The following is a 13057-nucleotide window of genomic DNA, read 5'->3' as shown; positions in this document are numbered from 1 at the left end:
ATCTCTTGTTTAGTCCCCCATACAAATAGAATATCATATCATATTTTTCTACAAAATAAATGTGAAAAATTTTTAAATATTTATATTGAAAAATGATGGCGCTTACATTATGATATACTCATCAGATGATTGTATGACCTTATGATAAGGAGATAAGGAATTACATCATCATATTGAACAAAGGGGGATGCATATGAGTATCGGTATGTTATCATTTATCGCACTATTGCCAATTTTAACAGTTTTCTTATTCCTTGTTGTATTAAAATGGCCAGCGAGCCGTGCAATGCCAGTCGCGCTCGTTGTAACGGCGGCGATTGCTTTATTCGTGTGGGGGACGAAAATGAATGTCGTCGCCGCCGCAAGCGTGAATGGCATTAAAACCGCGATTGAAATTATGTTTATCGTATTTGGAGCGGTGTTGCTTTTAAATACGGTGAAAGAAAGCGGCGCGATCGAAACGATTCGCCAAGGGTTTATTCACATTTCACCTGACCGCCGCATTCAAGCGATCATTATCGCCTGGTTGTTCGGTTCATTTATTGAAGGTGCGGCAGGATTCGGTACGCCAGCAGCGATCGCTGCCCCTCTTCTTGTGGCGATCGGCTTTCCTGCGATGGCTGCCGTATTAGTGGCGCTAATTATTCAAAGTACACCTGTTTCGTTTGGAGCGATTGGAACACCTATTCTCGTTGGAGTGAACACAGGGCTTGCGAATCAAGAAGCGGTCATGAAAGCCATTGGAGATATGGAATTTACCGATTACTTATTACAAATTGCCGCCAACGTCGGCATCATTCACGCCTTAGTCGGAACGTTTATTCCGCTTATTATGGTCGGTATGCTCACGCGCTTTTTCGGCAAAAATCGTTCGTTCCGTGAAGGATTGCGCGTATGGAAGTTTGCGATGCTTGCCGGCTTTGCGTTCACTGTTCCGTATGCGATCATCGCGAACGTGCTTGGACCAGAGTTCCCTTCGTTGCTCGGTTCACTCATTGGTCTTATGATCGTCGTCCCAGCCGCAAAAGCAGGGCTATTTATGCCGAAAGATACGTTTGATTTTGAGCAGCGTAGTGCATGGGAACAAGAGTGGATCGGTCGTTTAAACAACGAACAAACGAACATCGGGCAAGGGAAAAAGCGCATTTCGCTTTTGAACGCTTGGTTCCCGTACGTCTTAGTTGCGATTTTGCTTGTCATTACGCGCACCGTCGCTGAAGTGAAAGCGTTTTTAACAGGAGAAAGCGTCACGATTTTAATCGACAACTTATTTAACTCTGGCATTGCGATTAAATCGACACCACTTTATTTACCGGGTACGATTTTCGTCATCGTTTCGCTTGTCACATACGTATTGCATCGCATGGACGCTTCAAGCTACAAAAAAGCGTTTAGCGATTCGTTTAAAACAGCATTAAGCGCAGGGTCCGCACTCATTTTCGCCGTGCCGATGATCAACATTTTTATTAACTCAAAAACAGAAGAGCTTGCGAGCATGCCGCTCGTTTTAGCCGAAGGCGTGTCACATATTGCTGGTTCGGCATGGCCAGTCGTTGCGCCGCTTATCGGTGCGCTCGGAGCGTTTATCGCAGGCAGCAACACATTCAGCAATATGATGTTCTCGCTTTTCCAATTCGGTACAGCAGAAAGCATCGGCTTATCGGCTTCAGGTGCTGCCGTTGTCGTCGCACTACAAGCTGTTGGCGGCGCAGCTGGAAATATGATTTGTGTTCATAACGTCGTCGCCGCTTCCGCAACAGTTGGGCTCGTCGGTCAAGAAGGAAGCTTAATTCGCAAAGCGCTCATTCCGATGACGTATTACATTTTAGCTGCCGGTATGCTCGGCATGGGCTTCATCGTCGGTGGCTTCAACATATGGTTTATCCTTTATGCCGTTGTCGTTATCGCATTCATTTTGTTTATGGCATCAAACCGCGGCAAAACGAAACGAGCAGAAAACCAAATATCTGCATAATACAAAAGGGTGTCCTCACAAAAAGGGCACCCTTTTTCCTTCCTTTCGGATATGATATAATTACTCGTTGCAACCTACACATAAAGGAGTCGTTTGCAGTGCATATTATTTGTACAACGTTAAATGCAAAATATATTCATACAAACTTAGCGATTCGATATTTAAAAGCATACGCCCAGCCAGAGTTTCATGTGGAGCTTGTTGAATATACGATTAAAGACCCGGTGTTAAATGTCGTCACCGATTTATACCGCCGCAAACCTGATGTCGTCGGGTTTAGCTGTTACATTTGGAACATCGAACAGACGATTGAAGTCGTACAATTACTAAAAAAAGTGCATCCAAGCGTCACGATCGTCGCCGGTGGGCCAGAAGTGTCATACGACGTCGCTTATTGGCTTGAGCGCGTGCCGGAATTTGATTATATCGTCATCGGCGAAGGAGAAGAAACGTTTAAACAACTGCTTACTGCACTAAAGCAAGGCGAAGACGTGGCAAACATCGCAGGGCTTGCGTTTCACCGAGACGGGAAAGCAATCATCAACCCGCAACGAAACAAAATCAACTTAGCGAACATGCCGTCGCCGTTTCGCTTTCCAGAAGATGTACCGCATTTGTCGAAGCGCGTGACGTATGTCGAGACGAGCCGCGGCTGTCCATTTAGCTGCCAATTTTGTTTATCGTCGATTGAAGTTGGCGTTCGATATTTTGACCGTGAAAAAATAAAGGAAGATTTACGTTATTTAATGAAACACGGCGCAAAAGTCATTAAATTTGTCGACCGCACATTTAATATTAGCCGCAGCTACGCGATGGACATGTTTCAATTTTTAATTGACGAGCACGTTCCCGGCGTCGTCTTTCAATTTGAAATTACGGCTGACATTATGCGCCCAGAAGTGATTGAGTTTTTAAATAAAGAAGCGCCCCCAGGGCTGTTTCGGTTTGAAATTGGCGTCCAGTCGACAAACGATGAAGTGAACAAGCTCGTCATGCGCAAACAAAATTTCGAAAAGCTCACCCGCACCGTTACGATGGTGAAGCAAGGCGGGAAAATTGCGCAACATCTCGATTTAATTGCCGGACTTCCGGAAGAAGATTATACATCGTTTCGCAAAACGTTTAACGACGTGTTTGCCCTTCGCCCAGAAGAGTTGCAGCTCGGCTTTTTAAAAATGTTGCGCGGCACAGGCTTGCGCCATAAGGCGAACGAGTACGGGTACGTGTTTATGGATCGCGCACCGTATGAAATTTTGCGCAACAATGTACTTCCGTTTGATGACATCATTCGCTTAAAACAAGTCGAAGATGTGCTCGAAAAATATTGGAACGATCATCGTATGGATGAGACGATCGAATACATCGTCACCCATCTGTTTGACACACCGTTTGACTTTTTCCAATCGTTCGGCACGTATTGGGACGAACAAGGTTGGGCGCGCATCGGTCACCAGCTTGAAGATTTATTCCGCCGCCTGTATTCGTTTTTACAAACGATCAACACAGACAACTTACCGATCGTTGAGGCGTTGATGAAATACGACTATTTGCGCAATCAAAAACAAAAACCGCGCAAACCGTGGTGGTACGAAAAAACGGACAAACATGTACGCGCGCACGTATATGAACAATTGTCAAAACAACCGCATCTTCTCTCATTAACCGAAAAAGAGCTATTTAAACATACCGTCGTTGAAATGATCCCGTTCGACTTGCCGCATTATTTACAAACAAAACACGTCCGCCAATGCGACATGGCAATGATCGTGTACTTCAATCAAACGACGATGAAAACGGAGGCATATTTTTTGGAAGTGGAACAACAAGTCACATCATAATTGACTGGGTTCTCATCCGAGTTTTATAATTTCAAGTGTAAAGGAGCTGTAGACATGAAAAAGGACATCACTCGGAGATGTTCCTTGCTAGAGAAGATAACCATCGAATGTTCGAAATTCGATGGCTTAGAGATGATGAAAAAGCGCTAGCATGAGGAGCTAGCGCTTTTAGTCATATTAGGGGAGAAATATGTGAAAAGGATTATGGTTTTTATTGATGGAAATAATTTTGAAAATGCTGTCACAAATCTATTTAATGGAAATTATCAAAGAATTGACTACGGAAAATTAGCAAACTATATTGCCGTGATAAGAAATGGCCATCTACAAAGGTTATATTACTATACAGCTATGAGTAGCCACGATAAATCAAAGGCAGCCGCAACAAAAAAGTTTATTGATACGTTAAACAAGCACGTCCCTTACTGTATTGCAAAATCTGGTTACCTTAAATATGTTGGTCAAGATGCAAACGGAAAAGACATTTATATTGAAAAAGGTACAGATGTGAACATAGCCGTTGATTTAGTGTCTTTAGCTTACTATCATGCCTATGATGAAGCAATCTTGTTAAGCGCGGATACTGATTATGAACCTGCCATTCGTATCGTACAGCAACTAGGCAAAAATGTCGTAGTTGGTCTCGTTGACCAACAAAAAGCGGGATATTTGAAAGATTTATGTGATGACCACTTTTTTCTAAAGAAAGAAGACTTTGAACAAGTGCAACGATAAGCGGGCTGCTTTCGTATATACGTAAGCAGCCCTTTCTCTATGACGACATAGTCCGAACCTATGTCGTCTATATCCTATAATATACCGTTATTTCGTCAATGTACACATATCATTTATTTCTTCTTCTTCGCCTCTTCGATTAGCTCCATCACTTTATGCGCATTGACATCGCCTTGTTCTTGCCCGAATTCTTCTTTTAGTATGTCGCTTGGAATCGGAACCGTTTTGCCTGCTTGTTTCTTTTTCATTTCCCTTGCCGTCCTTTTTTCGAATTGCGATTGGCGCCTCGGCTCATATCTTCTCCGCCAGCATATTGCGCTTCAAATTCGTCTTTTGGCATGCTTTCTGTCGGTGTTTGGTTGTTCGTTTTTGCAGCATCATGTGTCACTTTTCGCTTCATGATCGTTCACCTCGTCCATCTGTTTGTTCTTTTTTGTATGCGATAAGTATGATGGGTTCGCCTGTTTGTTGGCGAAGTTGTCGTTCAAATTGTTGCACTTGGGCGATGTCGCGTTCATGCAACTGCGCAATTGGAAAACGCATGTGAATCCCCCCTCATAAGTAATGTCACGCAAAGCGACATATTTTATACGCCATTTAGCCACATTAATAGCGAGGTGATGATAATGAAAAAAGAAATCGAATCGCCCATTTTCGATGAAACGCAGCCGCATCAAATCCATGCCCCGTCGTTTAAAGGAACAGGCATCGAGATGAAGCCGCCGTTTGTCAATCAACACGGGGTCATTATCGGCGACAGCAAATACAATTCGCCAAACTCCCCGCTCAATCAATGGAGCGATGAAACGGATCCGAGCATCATGTCAGGTGATGAATGGGTGCACCCGACAAACGACATCGGCTGGAATACGGCGGAAAACCGCGAACTACTCGAAGAAAAACGAGGCGGAAACGCGCCATTTATGCACCCAGATAAAGATGTCGGATACGGTGCGGATTAAAATAACCTCGTGCATGTTTGCACGAGGTTATTTTCCCCCTGTGAATGAAATGCCTTTAATAAAGTAACGGTTGAAAAATGCATAAATCACTAACACAGGCAGCGTAAATACCATTGATGCCGCCATAATGTAGTTCCAATAGCTAATGTATTGTCCTTTAAAGCTATTTAACCCGAGCGGCAACGTAAATAGTTGCGGATCGGATAAAATGATAAGCGGACGCATAAAGTCGTTCCACGAACCCATAAAGACGAAAATGGCTTGCGCCGCGAGCGCTGGGCGAGCGAGCGGCAACACGATGCGGAAAAATGTGCCGATGCGGCTTAATCCGTCTAACGCTGCCGCTTCTTCTAGCTCCTTCGGGAAGTTAATGAAAAACTGACGCATCATAAAAATAAATGTCGCGTTAATCATCGCTGGGACAATCATTCCTTGATACGAGTTCAGCCAACCGAGCTGTTTTAAAATTAAATAGTTCGGAATCATCGTCACTTGGGCTGGAATCATTAATACCGCCAAAATAATCATAAAAATCGTTTGTTTTCCTCGGAAATGAAGACGAGCAAGCGCATAACCAGCCATCGAGTTAAAAATTAAATTCAAAATCGTCACCGTCACCGCAATAATGACGCTATTCATAAACCAACGCGGGAAAAGCTCTTGTTCGATAAAAATTTGTTTATAGTTATCAAGCGTAAAGTCTTTCGGAATAAAACTGATCGAACCGCTCACAATTTCTTCAAGCGTTTTAAACGATGACGAAAGTGCCCATAAAAACGGAATCATCGTCACGATCGCATATAAGACGAGAATTGTATATAACAACGCTTTGCCTATTCTCATTTTCCTGCCCCCTTTAGTAAAGCGACTCTTCTTTTGAAAATTTTCGCTGTAGCCACGTCGCAAGTAAAATGACAATCGCTAACGCAAACGCCAGCGCAGCCGCATAGCCCATCGTTCCGAGCGATTTAAACGCATATTGATAAATTAAAAGAACAACCGTTAACGTTGCATTGTTTGGACCGCCTGAACCGCCAGAGAAAATGTATGACTGGTCAAACAATTGGAACGTACCGATTAACCCCATAATGACGACAAACGATGTGACAGGTCTTAAATACGGAACAGTGACGTACCAAAACTTATGCCAAGCGTTCGCCCCGTCTAGCTCCGCTGCTTCATATAACGAATCGGGAATGTCTTGCAATGCCGCTAAATAAATGACCATAAAAAACGGTGCCGTTGACCAAATGTTCATGATCATAATCGCGTTTAAGGCAACAGACGGATCGCCAAGCCAGTTGTATGTCGGCAAGCCGAAAAATTGAAGCACATGGTTGACAAGCCCGTTTTGGTTGTACATCCACATAAAAATAAGCGTCAATACAGCTGATGACGTTAACGTCGGCAAAAAGTAAACGATGCGGAAAAACTTTTCCCCCTTTAACCCCGCATTAAGCGTTGCCGCTAAAACGAGCGCCAACATCGTTTGTGTCGGTACGACAATCGCCACGTATTTGACCGTATTCCAAAGCGCAATTTTTGCCCGTGTATCGTCTAAAATGCGTGTAAAGTTATCGAATCCGACAAATTGAAAACTTGCTGTTCCTAATAGCTGTACTTTATGAAACGATAAATAAACCGCAAATAAAATCGGACCGATGACAAATAAAAGAAGGACAAATAACGTTGGCGACAATAACGTATATGCTGTGCCTGCTTCTTTCCATCGCTTACGACTAAACATATTTTCATCTCCTTTATGTCATGCTATTCGCCTCTTTCAAGTGAAGATTGTGCAACACTTCACTTGAAAGAAGGGAACAGCGAGGGGAACATCCCCCTCGGCCGTTACTTCGCTTCAATTTCTTTATTCGCAATGTCTTGCGCTTTTTTGAGCGCTTCCGCAAGTGGTTGTTCACCTAAAAAGGCGCTCACAAATTGGTTGTTAAAGTTGTTCATAATAATTGGCAAGTTCGTGCCGTTTTGCCATACGGTTGCATACGGTGCCCCTGCAACAAGCGCTGCGCGCAACTCGTCTTTATCGTATCCTAATTCTGAAGCAACCGATTTCCGTGTTGGCAACGCAAATCCTTTACTTGTCCAAATTTTCATTCCTTCTTTTCCTGTTAAAAATGAAATGAGTTTCCATGCCGCTTCTTTCTTTTGCGAATCTTTGTTCATCACGTACGCTACTGTATAAGCCATCGTTCCTTTTTTGCCGTCAATCGTTGGTACTTCTGCGGTGCCGAACTCCGTATTTGGGAACGTTTCTTGGAGGAATGGAATCGCCCAGTTTCCTTCAATGACCATCGCTGCTTTTTGTTGACCGAACATTTCGCCGCCCCAGCCGGCGCCAACTTCATTTGGTTGCGCTGCTGATTTATCTTTTAAGCGCATATCGACAATCGGTTGCAACGCTTCAACAACTTTCGGATCAGCAAAGCTTGCTTTATTGTCTGTCACGACTTTACCGCCTTTTGATTCCGCAATGTAGTATAGGCGCGCTAATTCCGGTGCCACCCCGAAACCGTACACTTCTGTTCCTTTTGTTAATGTTTTCGCCGCTTCGCGCAGTTCATCCCACGTTTTCGGTACGTCTAGCCCTGCTTCTGCAAACATCTTTTTGTTGTAGAAAAGCGCTAACGTCGAATAGTCTTTCGGGAAGCCGTACATTTTACCGTCCGGACCTTTAAACGCATCAAGAAGCGGCTTTTCAAAATCATCGATGTCAAAATCGTCTGTTACATAGTCATCTAATGGCTCTAACACGCCTGTTTCAATCATCGCTGGTGCTTCAAACGCATCTAAATAAAATACGTCTGGACCTTCCCCGCCAATTAAGCGTGTTTTAATAACGTCCATATATTGATCGGAAATGACTTCATGTTTTACTTTAATGTTCGGATATTTTTTCTCAAATTCATCTAACGTTTGTTTCAACAATTTTTGCTCCATTGGATTGCCGCCCCAACCGGCAAGCGTCACTTCGACCGTTTCCTCTTTCGTTTCACCTTTGTTTTCGTTTTTCGCTGTTTTCTCTTCACCACCACATCCTGCTAAAACGCTTCCAAAAAGCATCGTCGACATACCAACAGTTAACCATGTTTTCTTGTTCATCATATAAAGACCCCTTTCTTATTCATATTTTATATGTGGAAGGGAGACGAGCTCCCTTATTCCCGATCAAAGGCACGTACAATCGCATCGTATGTTAAATCGGCTGTCGTTGGGACAATATAGTCCGCTTCTTTTAACGCCTCTTTTTCGCCAACGCCAACGGCAAACATGTTTGCCGCTTGAATGGCAGCCACACCTGCTTGGGCATCTTCTACGCCAATGCACGTAGACGGATGCACGCCTAACTGCTCGGCGGCAGTAAGAAAAATTTCCGGATGCGGCTTGCTGTTTTTTACTTTTGCGGCATCGACGATCGTATCGAAATACGCGCCAATTTGTAGCCGCTCGATAACCGTAAAGGCGTTTTTACTTGCGGAGGCTAAGCCGATTTTTACGTTTTGACGTTTCAACTCGCGCAATAAATCGAGGATACCAGGAAGCAAATCGTCTGGCGTCATGCGCGCAATGAGCTGTTTATAATGCTCATTTTTTTTATGCGCAAGCGCCTCTTTTTCCGCCATCGTATAGCGATCCGCTTGGCCGCCGAGCGCTAAAATGCGCTCAAGCGACTCCATGCGGCTTACTCCTTTTAACTGCTCGTTAAACGCGCGATCGAACGTGATGCCTAATTCCTCTGCAAGCTGTTTCCATGCGATAAAATGATACTCTGCGGTATCGGTAATGACACCGTCTAAATCGAAAATAACTGCGTTCAATTGTTTGTTCATCATGTCAAACCCTTTCATGCAAGTGGAATGGTGATTTCATCTTTGACTTCATATGCTGTGCCGAACACGTCAAACGTCACGGCATCGTGAACGTTCGTCACTTTTTTCACAACAAGTTGTTCATGCGTCACCGTTACTTCTAACCGATCACCACGCCAATAGATCGGGAACGATAGTTTTTTCCATTGTTTTGGAAGTTTCGGATGAATGCGCAATTTCCCATCAAGCATGCGCACGCCGCCAAATCCGCATACAACTGATTGCCAAACACCACCGATGGACGCGGTATGCATGCCGTGATCCGATGATTTCATATTCGGACCTAAGTCGATGCGTGCTGCTTGTTCAAACAATGCATACGCTAACTCACGATCGTCCATATCGCTCGCTAAAATGCAATGCGTCGATAAGCTGAGCGAAGAATCATGCAACGTTTTTGGCTCATAGTAGCTCCAATTCGCTCGTTTCACTTCTTGTGAAAACTTATTTTCTAATAAGTAAAACAACACCATAATGTCCGCCTGTTTCGATACTTGAATGTTGTTCACTTGTTCGAGGTTGTAATCTTCAAAAATCGTGCCGACGCGCGTTTGCTTTTTATATTTCGTTAAATCGATGATTTGTTTCGTTAAATACGTGTCATCTTGTGGGATGACGAGATCTTCTTCGCGCGGCTGCGGCAAGTAAATAAGATCGACTTTTTCTTTCCATTTTTTATATGATTCATGCACGCCAATTTTTTCGTGCAACGCGTCAAGGAGCGCAGGGTTCGTTTCTTTTAATTTTTCATAATAGCGAATCGCTGTTTCAATGTTCCAATGCGCCATATAGTTCGTAAAGGCGTTATTGTTGACGTGCTCTTTATATTCATCTGGACCGATGACATCGTTAATGTGATATTGTTTCTTTTCTTCGTTCCATTCTAATCGGCTCGCCCAAAACGTCGCGGTATCAAACAACATTTCATAGCCGCAACGTTTCATAAAATCCTCATCGCCTGTCACTTTGTAATATTGCCATACCGCAAACGCGATATCGCTCGTAATATGTTGCTCGATAAAGCCCGACCAAATTTTCGTCGCTTTTCCTGTTACAATATCAACCGCGCCCCATACCGGCGTCACTTCATCGCCTGTAAACGCTGACTCCCACGGATACATCGCTCCTTCATAGCCGTTCGCTTTCGCTTTTCGGCGCGCCCCTTCAATCGTGTTGTATCGATATTCAAGCAAGCTGCGGGCAATATGCGGGAACGTGTATGTGAAAAACGGCAAAATGAAAATTTCCGTATCCCAAAACGAATGACCTTTATATCCTTCACCTGTTAATCCTTTCGCCGCAACACCAAAGCGCGCGTCATGCGCTGGCGTCATAATGATTAAATGATAGTGAGCAAAACGAATCGCCAATTGATCAAATTCGTTTTCACTTTCAATCGTAATGTTCATTTGCTCCCAACGTTTTTTCCATTCCGAAACGTTTTCGGCAAAGAGCGCATCGTACCCTTTTTTCGCTTCTTCTTTTAAGTCGCTTAACGCCTCTTGCCGCATGACATCAAGGCTGTATGCATCGTGGTCGTACGCTTTATCGCGGCTTGTGTACACGTTAGCGAGCTTTTCAAATGTGAGCGTCTCTCCTTGTTTCACATCGAACGCGACTTGAATAAACACTTTGCGGCGATCGATCGCCATGCGCGGATCTTTTTCAATTTCTTTTCCGTCAATCATATAACGATGCGTCGCATTCACAACAAAATCAATTTTCGATTCCGTCGTCGTTTGAATCAACTGCAAATATGTTTTATCAAAAATGCGCTTTTCGCCTTCGTGGAAATGTTGCGCCCCGCTATTTGTCATTTGTCCGTTAATGCCTGATGTGATGTGAATGTTCGCCGCGCAATTCAACGGTTTCATCTCAACTTTCATGCCGATAAGATGCAAGTTTTTTAGCGATACAAATCGGCGAAACATGAATTCAAACTGCTCGCCGCGCGCATTTTCCCAAATGACGTGGCGCACTAATTCCGCATCTTTTATGTTTAAATCGCGGCGATAATGAATGATTTTTCCTTTTTCTAGCGAAAACTTTTCGCCGTTTAACCAAATGTCCAACTCAACGACATCTGGTGCATTCGGCAGTTCCGTCACTTCATATTCATCAAATTGGTTAAACGTTCCCGCGACAAACAAATTGCGTACTTGTCCGACGTACGACTCTTCCGTTGCCGAACGAAGCCCCATATACCCGTTGCCGAGCGCCATAATTGCTTCACACTTTCCGAGTGCATATGGGTTAAATTGCACTTCCGACACGATCCAGTTTTTATACTCGCCTGTTCCTAAGTTGTATTGCAGCATCGTAAACTCCCTTTCCTCGTGTGAATGTAGTTTTTCCAAAACGTTTCGGATTTTGTGTATAAGAAAAGCGCAAAGCGCCCGTCCATCGACCAAGGGCGATGGCACTTCACCTTTTCTTCATTTTCGCCGTTGACTCGCGCACGACAAGCTGCGTCCGCAACGTCACAACCTTCGCTTCATTTCCTTCGAGCATATCAATGAGCATGCTTGCTGCTTCATAGCCCATTTGAAATTTATTTTGCGCAATCGTTGTTAGCGCTGGGGAAACGTATGACGCAAGCAAAATGTCATCATATCCGACGACCGACACATCTTCAGGTACGCGCAAACCGAGCTGTTTGAGCGCTTTCATGACACCGAGCGCCATTAAATCGCTCGCGCAAAAGACCGCGGTAATGTTTTCATATTTCGTAAACAGCTCATACGCTCGCGCTTCTGCCATTTCTTCAGAAAAATCGCCATTAATAATCCATTCTTTTTGAATCGGCACGTTCGCTTCTTCCATCGCCTCACAAAACCCTTGCAGGCGCTGTTTGCTTACAAACGCGTAATCGTGCCCGTTCATCATCGCAATGTTGCGATGTCCTAGTTCAAGCAAATGTTGCACCGCTTTTTTCGCCCCGTACACGTTATCGGTCGTCACATATCCGACGCGATCCGACTGAATCGGAATGTCGATTAATACGCACGGAATGTCGCTTTCAACGACTTCCGTTAAATACGGATCGTCTGTTTTAATACCTTGTAAAATAACGCCGTCGACGCGCCGTTCGCGACATAATTGCGAATACGTTTTTTCCCGTTGTTTTGTCGAATTTGTATTAAACAAAATGACGTCATAGTCCGTCTTCGCAATATAATCGTTGACGCCTGTCATCACTTCAAACGTGAAGTTATCTTTTAACGCCGAACGCGTCATGCCTGAAACGAGCAGCCCAATCGTTTTCGATTTGTTCATGACAAGGCTTCGCGCAAGCGTATTTGGACTGTAATTGAGTTGCTTGGCGATGTCCATAATTTTTTTCCGCGTCTTTTCGCTGACGTCCGAATAACCGTTTAACGCGCGAGAAACGGTCGTTACCGACACGCCAGCTGCTTTCGCAATATCTTTAATCGTTGTCACTTTCATTTCCTCCAAAACGTTTCGGATTCCTTGTTGATTTGAATTGTAAACGAACTTGAAACCGATTGCAACAAAAAATTTGTGACAAAATTCGTGGCATTTTGTCCAAAAATGTTCTCCCTTCTTCTCTAACAGTCGTGCTATAATGAGAAAAAAGCAAAGGAGGTTAGTAACTGTTAAAATATTTTTGTGAAAATCCATAAAACTCTATATACAATT

The 13057-nt window shown here is 43.9% G+C and carries 13 protein-coding genes; 4 read left to right on the top strand and 9 right to left on the bottom strand.

The window, feature by feature from the left end:
- Window positions 1–193 precede the first annotated feature (193 nt).
- The 3 genes from ACYQY7_RS06955 to ACYQY7_RS06945 all read left to right on the top strand — a co-directional run bounded on the left by ACYQY7_RS06955 (window position 194) and on the right by ACYQY7_RS06945 (window position 4548).
- Window positions 194–1975, top strand: coding sequence for an L-lactate permease (locus ACYQY7_RS06955; protein ID WP_461201352.1), 1782 nt, complete (start codon window positions 194–196; stop codon window positions 1973–1975).
- A 98-nt stretch (window positions 1976–2073) separates the two neighbouring features.
- A complete protein-coding gene (locus ACYQY7_RS06950) occupies window positions 2074–3813 on the top strand; it encodes a B12-binding domain-containing radical SAM protein (protein WP_461201351.1) in 1740 nt (579 codons plus the stop codon).
- Between the two features lie 192 nt (window positions 3814–4005).
- Window positions 4006–4548, top strand: a complete 543-nt coding sequence (locus ACYQY7_RS06945; protein WP_461201350.1) for an NYN domain-containing protein — start codon at window positions 4006–4008, stop codon at window positions 4546–4548.
- 113 nt (window positions 4549–4661) lie between these two features.
- On the opposite strand, the gene ACYQY7_RS06940 is transcribed toward ACYQY7_RS06945, so the two are convergent.
- The 3 genes from ACYQY7_RS06940 to ACYQY7_RS06930 are packed head-to-tail and all read right to left on the bottom strand — an operon-like array spanning window position 4662 to window position 5091.
- Window positions 4662–4796: a hypothetical protein gene (locus ACYQY7_RS06940; protein ID WP_461201348.1), complete on the bottom strand. Its 135-nt coding sequence runs from the start codon at window positions 4794–4796 to the stop codon at window positions 4662–4664.
- A complete protein-coding gene (locus ACYQY7_RS06935) occupies window positions 4793–4948 on the bottom strand; it encodes a hypothetical protein (protein WP_006321568.1) in 156 nt (51 codons plus the stop codon). The genes ACYQY7_RS06940 and ACYQY7_RS06935 overlap by 4 nt, the downstream gene beginning before the upstream one ends.
- Window positions 4945–5091, bottom strand: coding sequence for a hypothetical protein (locus ACYQY7_RS06930; RefSeq protein WP_461201346.1), 147 nt, complete (start codon window positions 5089–5091; stop codon window positions 4945–4947). The genes ACYQY7_RS06935 and ACYQY7_RS06930 overlap by 4 nt, the downstream gene beginning before the upstream one ends.
- A gap of 83 nt (window positions 5092–5174) precedes the next feature.
- Here ACYQY7_RS06930 and ACYQY7_RS06925 point away from each other — a divergent pair, with 83 nt between their 5' ends.
- Window positions 5175–5510 carry a DUF3905 domain-containing protein gene (locus ACYQY7_RS06925; protein WP_461201345.1) on the top strand — a complete coding sequence of 112 codons (336 nt, stop codon included), beginning with the start codon at window positions 5175–5177 and terminating at the stop codon, window positions 5508–5510.
- A gap of 27 nt (window positions 5511–5537) precedes the next feature.
- On the opposite strand, the gene ACYQY7_RS06920 is transcribed toward ACYQY7_RS06925, so the two are convergent.
- The 6 genes from ACYQY7_RS06920 to ACYQY7_RS06895 form a co-directional block, all read right to left on the bottom strand.
- A complete protein-coding gene (locus tag ACYQY7_RS06920; RefSeq protein WP_461201344.1) occupies window positions 5538–6353 on the bottom strand; it encodes a carbohydrate ABC transporter permease in 816 nt (271 codons plus the stop codon).
- 13 nt (window positions 6354–6366) lie between these two features.
- Entirely contained in the window at window positions 6367–7257 is an 891-nt protein-coding gene (locus ACYQY7_RS06915; RefSeq protein WP_461201343.1) for a carbohydrate ABC transporter permease, read from the bottom strand.
- A gap of 104 nt (window positions 7258–7361) precedes the next feature.
- Window positions 7362–8630, bottom strand: coding sequence for an ABC transporter substrate-binding protein (locus tag ACYQY7_RS06910; protein WP_461201342.1), 1269 nt, complete (start codon window positions 8628–8630; stop codon window positions 7362–7364).
- 56 nt (window positions 8631–8686) lie between these two features.
- Entirely contained in the window at window positions 8687–9376 is a 690-nt protein-coding gene (pgmB, locus tag ACYQY7_RS06905; RefSeq protein WP_461201341.1) for a beta-phosphoglucomutase, read from the bottom strand.
- Window positions 9373–11715: a glycoside hydrolase family 65 protein gene (locus ACYQY7_RS06900; RefSeq protein ID WP_461201340.1), complete on the bottom strand. Its 2343-nt coding sequence runs from the start codon at window positions 11713–11715 to the stop codon at window positions 9373–9375. The genes pgmB and ACYQY7_RS06900 overlap by 4 nt, the downstream gene beginning before the upstream one ends.
- A gap of 106 nt (window positions 11716–11821) precedes the next feature.
- Window positions 11822–12838 (bottom strand): LacI family DNA-binding transcriptional regulator, encoded by a 1017-nt coding sequence (locus ACYQY7_RS06895; protein ID WP_461201339.1) that lies wholly within the window; start codon window positions 12836–12838, stop codon window positions 11822–11824.
- Window positions 12839–13057: the final 219 nt, after the last annotated feature.

It is taken from the genome of Anoxybacillus sp. TBDG-1 (assembly GCF_054815885.1).
Note: the sequence above shows the minus strand (reverse complement) of the source record. Positions and strands in the feature narration are given on the sequence as shown.